This window comes from Rhizobacter sp. P2_D12, assembly GCF_056404395.1.
The window spans coordinates 24,000-39,372 of sequence record NZ_JBFUEB010000019.1 but is presented as its reverse complement, the minus strand read 5'-3'; the positions used below and the strand labels follow the sequence as shown (position 1 = coordinate 39,372).

Below are 15,373 nucleotides of genomic sequence, written 5' to 3'. Positions count from 1 at the left end.
CCGCGCAAATCCCGGCCGTGTCCCACTTCCTCTTCATCGTCGCCTCCACCCGCGAGCCCGGCCACCTCGGCAACACCGAATGGCTGGCCCGCCGCGCCGCCGCCGGCCTGCCCGCCGGCACCGCGCAGACCTGGCTGCACCTGGCGCAGCTGTCGATGCAGCCCTTCACCGACCTGCGCCACACCGCCGGCACCTACCCATGGCCCGAGGGCGGCCTGCGCACGCTGCTCGACGCGACGATGGCCTGCACCGACCTGGTCCTGGTGGCCCCCGTCTACTGGTACAGCTTCCCGAGCACGCTGAAGACCTACCTCGACCACTGGAGCGCTTGGATGCGCATCGAGGGCCTGCCGTTCAAGGCCGAGATGGCGCAGAAGCGCCTGCACCTCGTGACGACGAGCGGCAACCGGCTGAAGGCGCAGCCCATGATCGATTCCACTCGGCTGTGTGCCGATTTCCTGTCCATGCCCATGGCCGGCGTGCTGTGGGGCAAGGGCGGCCCGCCCGAGGCGGTTCAGTCCGATGCCGAGGCCATCGCCGCGGCCGAAGGCTTCTTCCGGCCCTGAAGCAGCGGCCATGCGCTGCGCGCCAGCAGCAGCACGAAGGCCAGCGCCGCCAGCGCGACCCGCGCGTCCGCGCGCGCCACCACCGGTTTCGCGAGCGCCGGCGAGGTCAGTTCCTCGGACAGGCCCTGCGCCGTCTGCAATCGATGGAAGCGCAGGCCGCGCTCGCTCGCGAGCAGGCGCAGGTAGCCTTCGCGCAAGGCCGACAGGTGCTCGCGCCCCGGCGTGGCGCCCAGGCCCGGCACCGGCGCGCCGGCGCCATCGTCCGCCAGCTTCTCGCCGCCGACGCTCGCGCCGCGGCCCTGGCTGCGCAGGTCCGTCTGCATCACCTCATCGGCCCGCCAGACGCCGAGCGGCCGGCCCAGCGGGTCGGTCTTCGGGATCGGCGATGGCATCAGCTCGCCGACGCCGACGATCAGCCCCGGCACCTCGCCCGGCTTGTCGTCGAAGGCCGGCCGGTAGCGCGGGTTCAGCGGCGGCGCCTCCTGCCCGTCGGTGATGAACACCAGCGACGGCTTGCCGGGCAGGTCCTTCGCGATGACCAGGCCGCTGTGCAAGCCCTTGGACACCTCGCTGTTGCCCGACCAGGCCATGCGGCCGTCGATGCGCGCGAGCGTGGCGCGCAGCTCGCCCAGGTTGGCGCACACCTCCACCGGTGCCAGCAGCAGGAACGAGCGGTACTCGGTGAACACCGCCCAGCCCACCTTGGAACCGCAGGGCAGGTCGAGCAGGCCCCGGCGCAGCGCGTCCTTCGCGAACGCGAGGCGCGACGCGGGCTTGCCGGCCAGCACCTGGTCGGTCACGTTCATGCTCTGCGTGATGTCGAGCACCACCACGTGTTCGAACAGCCGGCGCTCGAGGCGCACGCCCGGGTCCGCGAAGGTCGCCGCCAGCGCCAGCGCCGCCAGGGCCAGCAGCCAACGCTCGCGCCAGCCGCACCACGACGCGAGCATCCACTCGAGCAGCGCCTTCATGGCAGGCCCGGCGAATAGCCGCGCATCGTCGTGACGGCGCGCTCGGCGTCGCGCCGGCCGTCAGCGGGCTCGGCCAACGAGTCGTCGGGATCGGGCAGCAGGCGCTGCGCGCGCTCGAGGTTGTAGCGCGCGTCCCATTGCCCGGGGTCGTGGCGCAGCACCTCGCGGTAGCTTTCCTTGGCCAGTTCCAGCAGCGGGATCGCCAGGCCCGGCTGCGTGGAGTTGCGCACGCCGATGGCCTGGCGCACCAGCAGGTTCGCGCTGTTGTAGCGCGCCGCCTGGCCGAGCGCCGAATCGCCCTGCAAGGCGCGGTAGTGCTTCAAGGCCTCGTCGGCGGCACCGCTGGCGGCCTGCGCATGGGCCAGCGCGAATTGCAGCTCGGCCGGCGCCGCGCTGCCCGCGGCCACCGGCGGCTGGGCGGCAATGGCCGCATTCCACCGTTGCAGGCGCCACAGGTGCACGCCATCGGCCAGCGCCGCCAGCGCCGCGACGGCCAGCACCGCGATCACGAGGCGCGTTCGCCGCTGCGTCGTCATGCCCATCGCTTGATCTCCAGCCACTGCGCCCCCAGCAACAGCAGCACGCACAGCAGCGCGGCGGCGTGGGCATAGGGCGACAGCTCACGCCGCGGCACGCTGTCGAGGTAGGTGATGGGCAGGTTCTCCAGCCGGCCCATGTCGTCGATGGCGGCCTGCAGGGACTTGTCGTCGTCGGCCTCGTAGGCGCGGTACGGCGTGCCCAGCGACTGGAAGAAGCGGTGCAGCTGGTGCTCGGGCACCGTGTCGGCCGCGCCGAGCGGGTCGCCGGCTTCGGCGTTCAGCCCGGGGCTGTTGGCCGACCGCAGGTAGAACCAGTTGATGGCCGTGCGCTGCTTGCGCGCCGCGAAGGCGATGCGCTCCTGCGTCGCCGGGTCGAGGTGGTCGCCGCCGTCGGACACCAGCATCACGATGCGCGAGCCGGTGTAGGGGCGGTCGTCGAAGAACGACAGCGCCTCCAGCAGCGCCAGGCCGATGTTGGTCTCCGACAGGCCGCGCCCGATCTCGCCGGCGGCGATGGCCGCCTGCACCACCTCGTTCTTCTGCGTGAACTCGAGCACGCGCATCGGCAGTGTGCTGAACACCACCATGCCGAAGCGGTCGTCGGGCCGGCCGGCGGCGAACTGCGACAGCAGCCGGCGCGCGACCTTGCCCTTGGCATCGCGCGAGCGGCCGGGCGACAGGCTCATGTAGTAGTCGAGCGCCTCGGGCCCGGTGCCGCGCGGCCTGGCCGTGCCGGCCGCGAGGCGGGCACCGGCGAAGCCCTGGTCCATGCTGCGGCTGCGGTCGAGCACCACGACGATCTCGGCACCCTGGCCGACGCGCTCCACCGTGTACTCAGGGCGGTAGGCGCCGGCCATCGCCAGCACCAGCAGCGCGAGGGAGAGCATGGCGGCGCCTTTCAGCACGCGCTGCAACGCGTCGGAGGCGCGGTCGCGCGGCATCAGCGCGACCCAGGCGTTGCGCAGCGGATGCTCGGCGCGCCCCCACCAGGGCAGCAGCGCCAGCGGCAGCAGGCACAGCAGCCAGGGGTGGTCGAAGTGGATCACGCGGCCCCCCGCTCGGCATCGCGGCACCTGCGGCAGAACTCGAGCAGCCAGCGTCCGTCGCCGGCCGCGGGCGGGCTGTCGGCGAAGAACTCGCGGCGCGACTGCCGGAAGAAGGCGAGCAGCTCGGTGCGCAGCCCGGCATAGCGCGGCTGCGCCGCGATGAAGCGGTCGACGCCGTGCTCGAACACCACCTCGCCGGCGGTCTGGTTCAGCGCCTCGTGCACGCGCTGGAACGCGGCCCGCCACTCGGGCGCGGGCGCATCTGCCGGCACCTGGCTCAGCCGGCGCCACGCGGTCGCGAACGGCCGCCTGCGCCGCGACCACCAGGGCAGGGCCAGGTACACCTGCGCGAGGTACGCGAGGCACAGCAGCAGCAGCACGCCATACGCCAGCAGGCGGCGCTGCGCGGGCCGGGTGTCCATCTGCGGCGGCGGCAGGTCGGGCCGCAGCTCGCCCAGGCCCTGGCGCGGCGAGACCTCGACCGGCACCAGCGGCGACACCGTCACCGGCCAGGCATCGACGCGCAGCGTCTGCTCGCGCCCGTCGCCCTTGAAGGACAGCGAGAACGGAGCGATCTCCAGCGTGCGGACCTCGGGCGGCGCGATGAACACCTGGTAGCGCAGGTGCAGCGCGAGCCGGGTGCCGCCGGCTTCGGAGCTGTCGCTGCGCGACACGGCCTGCAGCTCCAGCAGCTTGCCGCGCGCGCCCGGGCGCGGCAGCGAGGCATCGTCGAGCACGAAGCCGTCCGGCACGTGGACGATGACGTCGCGCTCGACCAGATCGCCCACGTGGTAGCCGAAGGCGCGCGGCTCGACGGTGGTGGCGCGCAGCGTGCCGGCGGCGGGCGCGGGGCCGCTGCCGGCGATCAGCACCCCGGCCAGCAGCAGCTCACGCATGGAAGTGCCGCGTCACCGCGTCGGCATCGAAGGCGCCTTCGACGAACAAGGGGCTCAGCCGTTGCGCGCGGAACGCCTGCAGCAGGGCGTCGTGCCGCTGCGCCTGCTGCACGCGCCATTGCTCGCGCAGCGCGGGCCGCCACCACACCAGTCGCTGGCGGCCGCTTTCGGGGTCGAGCACCCGGGCCAGGCCGCGCGCGGCGCTGAGGCTGAACTCCTGCGGGTCCCACAACACCACCGGCACCAGGTCGTGGTGGGCCAGGCTCGCGAGCACGGCGGGCACCTCGTCCACCGGCCAGTGGAAGTCCGACAGCAGGAAGACCAGCGCACGGCGCTGCGGCAGGTGGCGATGGGCCAGGTGCAGGCCGTGTGCCGACCGGCCGCCGGGTTGCAGGTTGCGCAGCGCCCGCGTCAGCTCGCCGGCCGCGGCGCGCGAGCGGCTCTGCGGCAGCATCAGGTCGGCGCGCACCTGGTCGTCGCAGGCGACGAAGCCGAAGCTGTCGCCGGTGCGCCAGGCCGACCATGCGAGGCTGTCGACGAAGTCCGCCAGCACGCCGAGCTTGTGCTGCGCGCCTTCGAAACCCATCGAGGCCGACAGGTCGGCCACCACCGCGACCGGGATGGACTTGCGCTGGCTGTAGACGCGCACCGACCACTGGCCGAAGGGATCGCGCAGGCTCGCATGCAGGTCGAGGCGGCGCGGGTCGGGTGCGTCGAGCAGCGACGCATGGCCGCGGAACTCGAAGCCGCTGTCGCCGCGCCGGCTGCGGTGGTGGCCCGGAAAATGGCCGAGCGCCGCACGGCCGATGCGGTAGTGGATCTCGGGGGTGGGCGTGGGTTGGGTCATGGGTCAGGCACCAGCGAACCCTTTGCCGGCGTAGCTCAAACCCGTAGCCCGGATGCCAATCCGGGATCTCCGCAAAGAGACGCTGGTTCGGCAAAGGCGCGCCCCAGCCTCCCCGCACGCGCCTTTGCTCGCGCCGGCACAGCAAACCCCGGATTGGCATCCGGGCTACATGACTGGGCGGGTGGGTGTTCGAAGAACATGATGTCCTCACGGTGCCGCCACGCAGGCCAGGATCCCGCCCATCAACGGCCCCGAGATCTCCTGCCGCCGCATCTCGTACACCGGCTGGTAGCACAGCCGGTGCGCGATGGTCTCGACGAACACGCGCTGCACGTCCTCGGGGGTCACGAAGCCGCGCCCCTCCAGCCAGGCCGCGACACGCGCGGCGCGCAGCAGGTAGCTCATGCCGCGCGGGCTGGCGCCGGCCAGCATCAGCTGCGCGACGTCCAGCCCCGGCACCTTGACGCCGTACTCCGCCGGCACCGCGGTGGCGCGCCACAGCCCGAGCGCATAGTCCTGCAGTGCCGCCGACGCCTGCACGCTGCGCTGGATCGCCTCGGCCACCTCGTTCAGCGCCTGGTGGTTCAGCATCGCCGCCGGCAGTTCCTCGAGCAGCCGGTCGGTGTCGTGGAAGCGCGGGTTGAACATCAGCGCGCGCCGGTCGGTGTCGCTGGCCGGCGCATCGATGGTGACCTCCATCATGAAGCGGTCGCGCGCGGCCGACGAGATCTCGAAGGTCTCCTCGCGCTCGACGCGGTTGCGGTCGGCGAAGACCACCAGGTGCGGGAAGCGGAACTCGCGGTTGAAGGCCGACACGCTGCGCTCGGCCATCACGCGCAGCAGCAGCGAATGCACCTGGGGGCGCGCGCGGTTGATCTCGTTGAAGAAGAAGATGGCCAGGTCTTCGCCGTGCCGGATCAACGGACCCGGCTCGACGGCCGGCCGGCCCTCGGCGCTGATGTAGGTGTAGTAGACGAGGTCGTTGGGCATCAGGTCGATCGTGCCCTCGGTGCGCGCGAACGCGCCGCCCAGCACCTGCGCGAAGGCGCGCAGCAGCGTCGTCTTGCCGACGCCCACGTCGCCCTGCAGCAGCACGTGGCCGCGCGCGAACACCGCCATGTTGACCAGCCGGATCACCCGCGCCTGCCCGATCACCGCCTTGCCCACCTCGGCCTCGAGGGCCAGCGCGCGTTCGCGCCAGTCGCTCAGCAGCGCGTCGTTTCGGTCCATGCCGTCTCCATGTGGTTCGACGCAGTTCGGGTGGCGCGCCGGCCGCGGGACAGTCTGCGTCAGCCCTGGGACGGGCCGGGCACACGTGGCCTGCGCCCGCGGCTGGGAAGCAAGAGGCAAGCCCGCAATCCCCTGCTGCGGCGATTCATGAAAATCGCCAGTCCGGATTCATGATCACCCGACTGGAGCGATGGCGCGCGCCGGGCCACCATGCAGAACGGGACCCAGAGGCCCCCGCAGCCGCCGACCGGCGCTGTGAGTCCACGACAGGAGATTCTTCATGCAATGGCAAACACCGACCGCTACTGATTTCCGCTTCGGCTTCGAAATCACGATGTACGTCGCGGCCCGCTGATCGCGGCGCTTCGTTCCCGCCGGCACGTGGGCCACCCCCGGGTGCCGGCTCCAACACTCCCACCATGCGCATCACCGTCCTGGGTTCGGCCGCCGGCGGCGGTTTCCCGCAGTGGAACTGCAACTGTGCCAACTGCGACGGCGTGCGCCTGGGCCGCGTGCGCGCCAAGCCGCGCACGCAGTCGTCGATCTTCGTGCGGCCCGACGGCGCGATCGACGGCGTGCTGTTCAACGCCTCGCCCGACATCCTCGAGCAGATCCGCAGCCACCCGGCGCTGCAGCCGGCGCGCGCGGTGCGCGACACGGCCATCGCCGGCGTCGTGCTGATGGACGGGCAGATCGACCATGCCACCGGACTCTTCATGCTGCGCGAGCGAACCTCGCCGCTGCCGCTGTGGTGCACCGACCCGGTCGAGGAAGACCTGACGCAGGGCAACCCGGTGCTGCGCGTGCTGTCGCACTTCTGCGGCGTGCAGCGCCACCGCATCGCGCTCGACGGCGCGCCGTTCAGCGTGCGCGGCGTGCCCGGCCTGGCCTTCAAGGCGCTGCCGCTTTCCAGCAAGGCCGCGCCGTACTCGCCGCACCGCGACGCGCCGGTGCCGGGCGACAACATCGGCATGACGCTGATCGACACGGCGCGGCGCAAGAGCGTGTTCTATGCGCCGGGCCTCGGCGCGATCACGCCGCCGGTGTTCGATGCGATGGCCAGCGCCGACGTCGTGATGGTCGACGGCACCTTCTGGACCGACGACGAGATGAAGACGCTCGGCCTGGGCCAGAAATCGGCGCGCGACATCGGCCACCTGCCGCAGTCGGGCGCGGGCGGCATGGTCGAGTGGCTGGGCCGGCTGCCGGCGCACACGCGGCGCCTGCTGATCCACATCAACAACACCAACCCGATCCTCGACGAGGACTCGGGCCCGCGCGCCGAACTGCAGCGCGCCGGCATCGAGGTCTGCGAGGACGGCATGACGATCGAGATCTAGCCATGACGCTGCGCGCCGACATGCTGAAGGAAAGCCGCCACCCCGCCGACGCGGGCCCGCCTGCCTGGACCCGCGCCGAGTTCGAGGCGCAGTTGCGCGAGCGCGGCAAGTCGTACCACATCCACCACCCGTTCAACCTGATGCTGAACACCGGCCGGGCCACGCCCGAGCAGGTGCGCGGCTGGGTGGCGAACCGCTTCTACTACCAGATCGCGATCCCGCTGAAGGACGCGGCGCTGCTGTCGAACTGCCCCGACGCTGCCGTGCGCCGCGGCTGGGTGCAGCGCATCCTCGACCACGACGGCTTCGAGCTCGGCGGCGTGAAGGATGCCGGCGGCATCGAGGCCTGGCTGCGGCTGGCCCAGGCCGTCGGGCTGGGCCGCGAGGAAGTGCAGGACATGCGCCACGTGGTGCCGGCGGTGCGCTTCGCCGTCGATGCGTACGTCGACTTCGCGCGCCGCGCCCCGTGGCAGGAGGCGGTGTGCTCGTCGCTGACCGAGCTGTTCGCGCCCGAGATCCACAAGCAGCGCCTGGCCACCTGGCCGGAGCACTATGGCTGGATCGAGCCCGAGGGGCTGAGCTACTTTCGCAACCGGCTCGGCCAGGCGCGGCGCGACGTCGAACAGGGGCTGGCGATCACGCTGGATCACTTCACGACGCGGCCGCTGCAGGAGCGGGCGCTGGAGGTGCTGCAGTTCAAGCTGGACATCCTGTGGGCGATGAACGATGCGATGGCCACGCGGTATGGGGTCACCGCATGAGCGCGTTGTCGACCACGACCCAGCCGCGCGTCGGCCCCGGCTTCCGCCTGCAATGGGAGCCGGTGCAGGACTGTCACGTGCTGCTCTATCCCGAGGGCATGGTCAAGCTGAACGGCAGTGCCGGCGAGATCATGAAGCGCTGCGACGGCCGGCGCAGCGTTGCCGCCATCGTCGAAGACCTGGAGCAGGCGTTCTCGGCGAAGGGCCTGGAGCCGGATGTGCTGGCTTTCGTCGAGCTGGCCGCGAAGCAGCGCTGGCTGGCCTGGGACTGAGCGATGGCCCCGACACCTGGACCCCCCTTGTGGCTGCTGGCCGAGCTGACCTACCGCTGCCCGCTGCACTGCGTCTTCTGCTACAACCCGGTCGACTTCGCGCGCCAGGAGGACGAACTCGACACCGAGGGCTGGCTGCGCGTGCTGCGCCAGGGCCGCGAGCTCGGCGCGGTGCAGTGCGGGCTGTCGGGCGGCGAGCCGCTGCTGCGCGACGACCTGGAGCTGATCGTCGCCGAGGCGCACCGCCTGGGCTACTACACCAACCTGCTCACGTCCGGCGTCGGCCTCACCGAGGCGCGCGCCGCGGCGTTGAAGGCCGCGGGGCTGGACCACGTGCAGCTGTCGTTCCAGGACTCGACGCGCGAGATGAACGACTTCCTGTCGCACACCAAGACCTTCGGCCTGAAGAACAAGGTGGCGCAGATCATCAAGGCCAACGGCTGGCCGATGGTGATGAACGTGGTGATCCACCGCCTGAACATCGACCACATCGACCGCATCATCGGCATGGCGGCCGAGCTCGGCGCCGAGTACCTGGAACTGGCCAACACGCAGTACTACTCGTGGGCCTTCCTTAACCGCGACCAGCTGCTGCCCACGCACGAGCAGCTGCGCCATGCCGAGCGCGTCACCGACGAATGGCGCGAGCGCCTGGGCGACCGCATGCGCCTGTTCTTCGTCGCGCCCGATTACCACGAGGGCAAGGCGAAGAAGTGCGTCAACGGCTGGGGCAGCATGTTCCTGACCGTCGCGCCCGACGGCACCGCCTTGCCCTGCCACACCGCGAAGATGCTGCCCGGCCTCGCCTTCCCGAACGTGCGCGAGCACAGCCTGCGCGACATCTGGTTCGACTCCGAAGGCTTCAACCGCTACCGCGGCACCGGCTGGATGAAGGAGCCGTGCGCCAGCTGCGACCAGCGCGAGGTGGACCTGGGCGGCTGCCGCTGCCAGGCGTACATGCTGGCGCACGACCCGGCGGCGGCCGACCCGGTGTGCAGCAAGAGCCCGCAGCATCACCTGGTGCAGGCGGCGGTCGAGCGCGCCGCCACGGTCAACCTGAAGGCCGTGGTGGAACACCCGCTGGTGTTCCGCGACCCGGCCAACTCGCGGCGCCTCAGTGCGCTTCCGCCAACGTCTTGAGGTTCGCCAGCCCGCTCTGGTAGACGCCGGTGATGGCCTTCACCGCGGCGTCGTCGTTGCGGTCGGGCGGCGGGTCGTTCTGCGGGTAGCCGCGGTAGAACGCGCCGCGCCATTCGACGACCGCCTGGTTGCCGCTGGCGGTGACGGTGATCGTCGAGGTGTAGTTCGTCACCGGCAGCGCGCCGCCGTCCTTCGCGCGGTAGCTGTACTTCATCGCCGCGTCGTCCCAGCCCTCCAGCGTCTCGGTCAGCTCGCCGCCGCCCTTCAGCTTCAGCGAACGCACCGAGCCCACCGTGTTGCCCTGCGAGGCCGGGCTCTCGGCGATGGCCGGATGCCAGTCCTTCAGCGCGTCGAAGTTCCTGATGCGCCCCCACACTGCCGCGGCGGGGGCGTCGATGGTGATCTTCTCGACCACCTTCTGCCGCGTCGGGCCGTGGCCCTCGGTCAGCGGCACGACGCCGAGCATCGCGATCGCGGCCAGCGGCACGAGCCAGCGGCCAGGCAGTGTCATGGGCATGGGTCTTCCTTCGTGGGTGCAATCAGGGGGGCAGGGGCGCGCCGATGAAGGCGCCGAAGCCGCGGCTGTTCTTGCCGGTGTCGATCTGGTGCAAGGCCCGACCGCTGGCGGCGTCGAGCACGCTGACCCGGTCGTCCATCCAGTTCACGACATAGACCTTGTCGCCGTGCGACGCGACGCCTTCGGGGTAGCCGAAACCGTCCAGCGTGCGCAGCACCTGCAGCGTGCCGGCATCGATCACGCTGACGCTGTCGTCGTGCTGGTTGGTCACGTACAGCAGCGCGCCGCCCAATGCGAGCGCGGCACCGTAGGGCGCCTTGCCGACCTTCACCGTGGCAATCAAGCGCGGCGCGCGGACGTCGCGGGTGTCGATCACCGACACGTCGTCGCTCTGCACGTTGAGCGCGTAGAGCCGCTCGCGCGCCGCGTCGAACAGCAGCGCGAACGGGTGGCTGCCCACCGTCACGCGCGCCAGCACGCGGCGTTCGCGCACGCCGACCACGGCGACGCTGTCGTCGTCGCGCTCTGCCACGTAGACGGTGTCGTTGTCGGCGCGCGCCGCCACGCCGGCCGGCGCGCGGCCCACCGCGATGCGTGCCAGCGGCGCCTGCTGCGCACCGCTGCCGGCCGCATCGAACACCAGCAGCCGGTTGGCATACCAGTCGGCCGCGAACAGCCGCGTGCCGTCGGGCGAGGCGTCGATGCCCACCGGGCCGTCGCCGGCCGCCAGCGTGCCGACGACACGCTGCGCGCGCATGTCGATGACCGAGATGTCGCGGCTGTCCGGGTTGGAGACGAACACCCGGCCCGCGCGCGAGGCGGCCACCACGCCGGCCGGCGAACGGCCCACCGCCACCGTGGCCACCACCTGCTGCGAGGCGAGGTCGATCACCGACACGTCGTGGGTGCCCTGGTTGGTGATGTAGGCGAAGGGCGCGGCCAGGCAGCCGGACGCGAGGCCCGCCGCCAGCAGCGCCGCCGCGGCTACCTGGCGTCGTTGATGAAGCACGCCTTGTGGACCTTGGTCTCCAGGTCGCGGTAGCGCTTGATCTGCGGCTTGACGGATTCGTTGTCGCGCAGCGCGCCGCCGCGCTCGCCGCCGATGGACATCGCGTTGACCACGGTGATCATGCCGACGTAGTCGTCGTACGGCACCTCGCTGGCCATCGCGTCGACGGCGCACGAGCACTTGTTGATCATCTCGAAGTGCGGCCCGGGGTGCGTGCGCATGCACTCCTGCACGTAGATCACGCGCTCCGAGGTCGGGAAGTCGTTCGCCGCCGCGACCCCCGGGGCCAGCAGCCAGGGCAGCGCGGACAGGCACAGCAGTCGATGCAGGGGGGTCATGGCGTGGGCCTCACGGCGTGCGGGTGGCAGGGGCGAGGGGCTCGGCGCCCTCGATCATCAAGTCTTCGGTCATCAGCGGCGGCGCGTCGGCCGCCGCCGCGGCGATGCGCGTGCGGATGCCCAGCACGCCGCCCGGCACCGCATCCGACAGCAGGAAACGGTATTCCTTGCCGGCCAGCTTCTCGTAGCGGTAGCGGTTCGGGTCGTCCAGGTAGGGCTTGAACGAGACCTCGCGGCCCGCGACGGTCTTGCCCCTGTAGCGGTACGAGGCCGGCGCCACCGTCGCGCCCTGGTAGACCGTCATGCGGATGCGCTTGCGGAAGTAGTTCTCCGGGCCCTGCGTGAGCCGGCGCATCTCGCGGATGTCGTGCTCCAGGAAGTACAGGATCACCGGGTTGGCCTTCGCGTTCTCGATGTCGGGCAGCGCCAGCCGGCGCGGGCCGCTCAGGAACTCGCCGGTCGACGCGCAGCAGCTGCCGTCGGCCTGCTTGCTGAACGACAGCACCACGGCGTCGTCGAAGCCGGCTTCCAGGCTGCCGGCCTTGCGGAAGGTGTAGCGCAGCGTCGAGGGCGGCTGCACGTTGGCGAGCTGGTCGGCCATGAAGATGGCCTGCTCCGCCGCCGAGAAATCCTGGGCCGCAAAGCCGGTCGCCGGCAGCAGCAACGCCAGGGTGGCCCAGAGCGAAACGGTGTTCACCTCAGCGAGCCGGCTTGGCAGCGGCCGGATCCTTGTAGGAAAAGGATTCGTCGACGACCGGCACGCCGTAGTCCTTCAGGATGGCCTGGATCGCCGCCTGCTGCGAGTCGATCAGGCCCTCGATCTTCTGCTTCCATTCGCGCTCGCCGTAGCGCACGCCCATCGCCATCTCGTAGTCGAAGCGCACGCCGGGTTCGGATTTCAGCGGCACCACCACCAGCTGGGGCGACTTGACGCGCTGCGCGAAGTAGCCGGCGATCGGGCCCCACACGATGGCGGCGTCGATCTTGCCGGCCGCGAGGTCCTTCTCGATGATCTCGCCGGGGTACTGCTGCGGGTCGGCGTTCATGATCGGATACGGCACGCCGCGGTCGACCAGCCGGTGCAGGTTGAGCCAGTCCGAGGCCGGCGAGCGGTCGTAGATGCCGATGCGCAGCTTGCCCAGCCGGGCCGGGTCGAGCTTCAGGAAGTCGTCGCCGGACTTCACCTGGTCCAGGCCCTTGCCCTGCGGGAAGACGAGTGCGTAGGTGGAGCGGTAGTACGGCTTGGTCGCCGACACCTGGTCGTAGCCCACCGGCACGCCCATCACGATGTCGCACGGGTAGTCCTGCCCCGGCAGCTTGTAGCGCAAGGTGTTGCGGATGAAGGCCATGCGCTGCGGGAACGAGTAGTACTCCACCGGCAGCCCGAGCGCCTTGCCGAAGACCTCGGCGATGCGGTTCTCGATGCCCGCGCCCGCGAGGTTGGAGAACGGCAGGTTGTTCGGGTCCTGGCACACGCGCAGCGCCTGGCGCGGCGGCGGCTTGTCCGGGTCTTGCGCGCCGGCAGGCGGGCAGGCGGCGGCGCAGGCCAGCGCCAGGACCGCCGCGGACGTGCGGGCGTTGTTCATTTGTTGGGTTCGACCTTGGCGCGCGTGATGGCGCCGTCGGAACGGCCCTTCAGGTAGGCATACAGGTCGTTGATGTGTTCCTTGACCTGCGGGCTCTCGCCGAAGCTGGGCATGCCCTTGGGCAGGCGGCCTTCGGTGACGGTCTTGACGAACTCGTCCTGGCTCAGGGTCTTCAGGCTGTTGATCAGCGAGGGCCCGACCAGGCCTTCCTGGTTGGCACCGTGGCAGCGGTCGCATGCGGCCGCGCGCCAGGTCCGGAAGCCTTCCATGGTCTTGGCGTCGACCTTGTAGCCGTCGACCACGGTATAGGGCTTGTCGTCGGCCAGCGCGCTCACGGTCAGGCACGCCAGCACGGCAAGGAAAGACTGCTTCAATTTCATTGAACCATCCGCCATCAAGGGGGCGGGACGGCATCCCCCGGGGTGCCGTCCCTGTGCCCAGGTTGTCTCGACTGTTCTTCGTTCTTGGATTCTTCCGATGCCGATCAGTTCGGCAGGGCAAACACCGTCAACGAACCGCCCAGTTCCGTGTACTGCGCCAGTTCCTTGTAGCCTCCGACGGCACCCAGGCCATCCTGGTCCTTCTCGAGGCCTGCCGCCATGCCGATGCCGGCCCAGCCGCCGATGCCCGAGAACACGCCGATGTACTGCTTGCCCTTGTGCTCATAGCTGAACACGTTGCCGATGATCCCGGAAGGCGTCTTGAACTTGAAGAGCTCCTTGTTGATGTCCTTCTTGTCCACGCACTTCAGGTAGCCCTCGAGCGTGCCGTAGCAGCTGATGCCGCCGGCGGTGTTGAGCGCGCCGCTCCAGACCGAGAACTTCTCGGCATGGCTCTGCACGATCTTGCCGGTGCCGGCATTCCAGGTGATGTAGTTGCCCATGCCGCCGTGGCTGCCCGGGGCCGGGAACATCGACAGCGTCGCGCCGACGTACGGCTGGCCGGCGGTGTACTCGACCTTGAACGGCTCGTAGTCCATGCAGACGTGGTTGGTCGGCACGTAGAAGAGCTTGGTCTCCGGGTCGTAGGCCGCGGGCTGCTGGTCCTTGCTGCCCAGCGCCGCCGGGCAGATGCCCTTGGTGTTGACGTCAGGTCCGCCCTGCGCGGTCGAGTACTTCGCGACCACCTGCGGGCGCCCGGTCTTCATGTCGACGTGCGTGGCCCAGTTGACCTGCGGGTCGTACTTCTCGGCCACCAGCAGCGCGCCCGTCACGCGGTCCATCGTGTAGGCGAAGCCGTTGCGGTCGAAGTGCACCAAGGCCTTGGTCGCCTTGCCCTTGACGTCGATGTCGGCCAGGATCATCTCGTTGATGCCGTCGAAGTCCCATTCGTCGTACGGCGTCATCTGGTAGACCCACTTGGCCATGCCGGTGTCGACGTCACGCGCGAAGATCGTCATCGACCACTTGTTGTCGCCCGGGCGTTGCGCCGGGTTCCAGGTCGACGGATTGCCGGTACCGTAGTACATCAGGTTCAGCGCCTTGTCGTAGCTGTACCAGCCCCAGGTGGTGCCGCCGCCGGTCTTCCACTGGTCGCCCTTCCAGGTCTTGACCGACGAGTCCTTGCCCACCGGCGCCATCGCACCGTTGGTCCAGGTCATGGTCTTGTCGGGGTCGATCAGCATCTCGGCGTCGGGGCCGACGCTGTAGCCCTTCCAGGCGAGCTTGCCGTCCTTCAGGTTGTAGGCCGCGATGAAGCCGCGCACGCCCCACTCGCCGCCGCTGATGCCGGTGAAGACCTTGTCCTTGAAGATGTGCGGCGCATTGGTGTTCACCGCCCCCAGCTTCGGGTCGCCGTTCTTCACGCTCCAGATGACCTTGCCGGTCTTGGAGTCGAGCGCGAGCAGCGTGCTGTCGGCCTGCTGCAGGATGATCTTGCCTTCGGCATAGGCCAGGCCGCGGTTCACCGTGTCGCAGCACATCTGCGGGATCACCGCCGGGTCCTGCTTGGGCTCGTACTTCCAGAGGATCTTCTGGGTGTCGAGGTCGACCGCGAAGACCTTGTTCGGGAACGGCGAGTGCAGGTACATGGTGCCGTCGATCACCAGCGGCGAGCCTTCGTGGCCGCGCAGCACGCCGGTGGAGAAGGTCCACGCGACCTGCAGCTTGCCGACGTTGCCGGTGTTGATCTGGTTGAGCTTGCTGTAGCGCTGGTTGTACATGTCACCAGCCTGCATCGCCCAGTTCTTGGAGTTGGCGATGTTCTTCTCGACGTCTGCATTGGCCAATGCCAACGGCGGCAGAGCAAGCAACACCATGCCCAAATGACGCCAGATGCGCCACCTTGATTGACCGGAATTTCGCATCGAAGTCTCC

19 protein-coding genes are annotated in these 15,373 nt (G+C 70.1%); 6 read left to right on the top strand and 13 right to left on the bottom strand.

Annotated elements, in window-relative coordinates:
• The first annotated feature begins 8 nt into the window (after window positions 1-8).
• Entirely contained in the window at window positions 9-566 is a 558-nt protein-coding gene (locus tag AC1DYN_RS08955; protein WP_477958810.1) for a flavodoxin family protein, read from the top strand.
• Here the strand turns inward: AC1DYN_RS08955 and AC1DYN_RS08950 are convergent.
• The 6 genes from AC1DYN_RS08950 to AC1DYN_RS08925 all read right to left on the bottom strand — a co-directional run bounded on the left by AC1DYN_RS08950 (window position 515) and on the right by AC1DYN_RS08925 (window position 6,095).
• Window positions 515-1,537, bottom strand: a complete 1,023-nt coding sequence (locus AC1DYN_RS08950; protein WP_477958771.1) for a vWA domain-containing protein — start codon at window positions 1,535-1,537, stop codon at window positions 515-517. The two genes, AC1DYN_RS08955 and AC1DYN_RS08950, sit on opposite strands and share 52 nt — an antisense overlap.
• Complete coding sequence (locus AC1DYN_RS08945; RefSeq protein WP_477958770.1) at window positions 1,534-2,079, bottom strand: MxaK protein; 546 nt, start codon at window positions 2,077-2,079, stop codon at window positions 1,534-1,536. The genes AC1DYN_RS08950 and AC1DYN_RS08945 overlap by 4 nt, the downstream gene beginning before the upstream one ends.
• Window positions 2,070-3,122 carry a vWA domain-containing protein gene (locus AC1DYN_RS08940; RefSeq protein WP_477958769.1) on the bottom strand — a complete coding sequence of 351 codons (1,053 nt, stop codon included), beginning with the start codon at window positions 3,120-3,122 and terminating at the stop codon, window positions 2,070-2,072. The genes AC1DYN_RS08945 and AC1DYN_RS08940 overlap by 10 nt, the downstream gene beginning before the upstream one ends.
• Window positions 3,119-4,018, bottom strand: a complete 900-nt coding sequence (locus AC1DYN_RS08935; RefSeq protein ID WP_477958768.1) for a hypothetical protein — start codon at window positions 4,016-4,018, stop codon at window positions 3,119-3,121. Before AC1DYN_RS08935 ends, AC1DYN_RS08940 begins: the two co-directional genes overlap by 4 nt.
• On the bottom strand, window positions 4,011-4,865 hold the full coding sequence (locus AC1DYN_RS08930; RefSeq protein ID WP_477958767.1) for a DUF58 domain-containing protein: 855 nt from the start codon (window positions 4,863-4,865) through the stop codon (window positions 4,011-4,013). The genes AC1DYN_RS08935 and AC1DYN_RS08930 overlap by 8 nt, the downstream gene beginning before the upstream one ends.
• 207 nt (window positions 4,866-5,072) lie before the next feature.
• Window positions 5,073-6,095: an AAA family ATPase gene (locus tag AC1DYN_RS08925; RefSeq protein WP_477958766.1), complete on the bottom strand. Its 1,023-nt coding sequence runs from the start codon at window positions 6,093-6,095 to the stop codon at window positions 5,073-5,075.
• 280 nt (window positions 6,096-6,375) lie between these two features.
• Between AC1DYN_RS08925 and pqqA the strand changes: the two genes are divergently transcribed.
• From pqqA to pqqE, 5 genes are all read left to right on the top strand, one after another.
• Window positions 6,376-6,450 (top strand): pyrroloquinoline quinone precursor peptide PqqA, encoded by a 75-nt coding sequence (pqqA, locus tag AC1DYN_RS08920; protein ID WP_082000890.1) that lies wholly within the window; start codon window positions 6,376-6,378, stop codon window positions 6,448-6,450.
• Window positions 6,451-6,514: 64 nt separating this feature from the next.
• A complete protein-coding gene (pqqB, locus tag AC1DYN_RS08915; RefSeq protein ID WP_477958765.1) occupies window positions 6,515-7,435 on the top strand; it encodes a pyrroloquinoline quinone biosynthesis protein PqqB in 921 nt (306 codons plus the stop codon).
• Between the two features lie 2 nt (window positions 7,436-7,437).
• Window positions 7,438-8,196 carry a pyrroloquinoline-quinone synthase PqqC gene (pqqC, locus tag AC1DYN_RS08910; RefSeq protein WP_477958764.1) on the top strand — a complete coding sequence of 253 codons (759 nt, stop codon included), beginning with the start codon at window positions 7,438-7,440 and terminating at the stop codon, window positions 8,194-8,196.
• Window positions 8,193-8,468 carry a pyrroloquinoline quinone biosynthesis peptide chaperone PqqD gene (gene pqqD / locus AC1DYN_RS08905; protein WP_477958763.1) on the top strand — a complete coding sequence of 92 codons (276 nt, stop codon included), beginning with the start codon at window positions 8,193-8,195 and terminating at the stop codon, window positions 8,466-8,468. Before pqqC ends, pqqD begins: the two co-directional genes overlap by 4 nt.
• 3 nt (window positions 8,469-8,471) lie before the next feature.
• The gene (pqqE, locus tag AC1DYN_RS08900) at window positions 8,472-9,608 is read left to right on the top strand and encodes a pyrroloquinoline quinone biosynthesis protein PqqE (RefSeq protein WP_477958762.1); all 1,137 of its coding nucleotides are present in this window, start codon (window positions 8,472-8,474) and stop codon (window positions 9,606-9,608) included.
• On the opposite strand, the gene AC1DYN_RS08895 is transcribed toward pqqE, so the two are convergent.
• The 7 genes from AC1DYN_RS08895 to xoxF all read right to left on the bottom strand — a co-directional run bounded on the left by AC1DYN_RS08895 (window position 9,583) and on the right by xoxF (window position 15,315).
• Complete coding sequence (locus AC1DYN_RS08895) at window positions 9,583-10,125, bottom strand: SRPBCC family protein (RefSeq protein WP_477958761.1); 543 nt, start codon at window positions 10,123-10,125, stop codon at window positions 9,583-9,585. The two genes, pqqE and AC1DYN_RS08895, sit on opposite strands and share 26 nt — an antisense overlap.
• 22 nt (window positions 10,126-10,147) lie before the next feature.
• Entirely contained in the window at window positions 10,148-11,134 is a 987-nt protein-coding gene (locus AC1DYN_RS08890) for a YncE family protein (RefSeq protein WP_477958760.1), read from the bottom strand.
• Window positions 11,110-11,472 carry a hypothetical protein gene (locus tag AC1DYN_RS08885; RefSeq protein WP_477958759.1) on the bottom strand — a complete coding sequence of 121 codons (363 nt, stop codon included), beginning with the start codon at window positions 11,470-11,472 and terminating at the stop codon, window positions 11,110-11,112. The genes AC1DYN_RS08890 and AC1DYN_RS08885 overlap by 25 nt, the downstream gene beginning before the upstream one ends.
• A 10-nt stretch (window positions 11,473-11,482) precedes the next feature.
• Window positions 11,483-12,169 carry a hypothetical protein gene (locus AC1DYN_RS08880; RefSeq protein WP_477958758.1) on the bottom strand — a complete coding sequence of 229 codons (687 nt, stop codon included), beginning with the start codon at window positions 12,167-12,169 and terminating at the stop codon, window positions 11,483-11,485.
• Window position 12,170: 1 nt separating this feature from the next.
• Window positions 12,171-13,058: a substrate-binding domain-containing protein gene (locus tag AC1DYN_RS08875; RefSeq protein ID WP_477958757.1), complete on the bottom strand. Its 888-nt coding sequence runs from the start codon at window positions 13,056-13,058 to the stop codon at window positions 12,171-12,173.
• Window positions 13,055-13,438: a c-type cytochrome gene (locus AC1DYN_RS08870; protein WP_477958756.1), complete on the bottom strand. Its 384-nt coding sequence runs from the start codon at window positions 13,436-13,438 to the stop codon at window positions 13,055-13,057. The genes AC1DYN_RS08875 and AC1DYN_RS08870 overlap by 4 nt, the downstream gene beginning before the upstream one ends.
• Window positions 13,439-13,542: 104 nt before the next feature.
• A complete protein-coding gene (gene xoxF, locus AC1DYN_RS08865) occupies window positions 13,543-15,315 on the bottom strand; it encodes a PQQ-dependent ethylene glycol dehydrogenase XoxF (RefSeq protein ID WP_477958755.1) in 1,773 nt (590 codons plus the stop codon).
• Window positions 15,316-15,373 lie beyond the last annotated feature (58 nt).

Bases quoted from the DNA above. Each gene is read 5' to 3' on its own strand.
- AC1DYN_RS08950 (WP_477958771.1), bottom strand. From the start codon at position 1,537: ATGAAGGCGCTGCTCGAGTGGATGCTCGCGTCGTGGTGCGGCTGGCGC.
- AC1DYN_RS08945 (WP_477958770.1), bottom strand. From the start codon at position 2,079: ATGGGCATGACGACGCAGCGGCGAACGCGCCTCGTGATCGCGGTGCTG.
- AC1DYN_RS08935 (WP_477958768.1), bottom strand. From the start codon at position 4,018: ATGCGTGAGCTGCTGCTGGCCGGGGTGCTGATCGCCGGCAGCGGCCCC.
- AC1DYN_RS08930 (WP_477958767.1), bottom strand. From the start codon at position 4,865: ATGACCCAACCCACGCCCACCCCCGAGATCCACTACCGCATCGGCCGT.
- AC1DYN_RS08925 (WP_477958766.1), bottom strand. From the start codon at position 6,095: ATGGACCGAAACGACGCGCTGCTGAGCGACTGGCGCGAACGCGCGCTG.
- pqqB (WP_477958765.1), top strand. From the start codon at position 6,515: ATGCGCATCACCGTCCTGGGTTCGGCCGCCGGCGGCGGTTTCCCGCAG.
- pqqC (WP_477958764.1), top strand. From the start codon at position 7,438: ATGACGCTGCGCGCCGACATGCTGAAGGAAAGCCGCCACCCCGCCGAC.
- pqqD (WP_477958763.1), top strand. From the start codon at position 8,193: ATGAGCGCGTTGTCGACCACGACCCAGCCGCGCGTCGGCCCCGGCTTC.
- pqqE (WP_477958762.1), top strand. From the start codon at position 8,472: ATGGCCCCGACACCTGGACCCCCCTTGTGGCTGCTGGCCGAGCTGACC.
- AC1DYN_RS08895 (WP_477958761.1), bottom strand. From the start codon at position 10,125: ATGCCCATGACACTGCCTGGCCGCTGGCTCGTGCCGCTGGCCGCGATC.
- AC1DYN_RS08885 (WP_477958759.1), bottom strand. From the start codon at position 11,472: ATGACCCCCCTGCATCGACTGCTGTGCCTGTCCGCGCTGCCCTGGCTG.
- AC1DYN_RS08875 (WP_477958757.1), bottom strand. From the start codon at position 13,058: ATGAACAACGCCCGCACGTCCGCGGCGGTCCTGGCGCTGGCCTGCGCC.
- AC1DYN_RS08870 (WP_477958756.1), bottom strand. From the start codon at position 13,438: ATGAAATTGAAGCAGTCTTTCCTTGCCGTGCTGGCGTGCCTGACCGTG.
- xoxF (WP_477958755.1), bottom strand. From the start codon at position 15,315: ATGGTGTTGCTTGCTCTGCCGCCGTTGGCATTGGCCAATGCAGACGTC.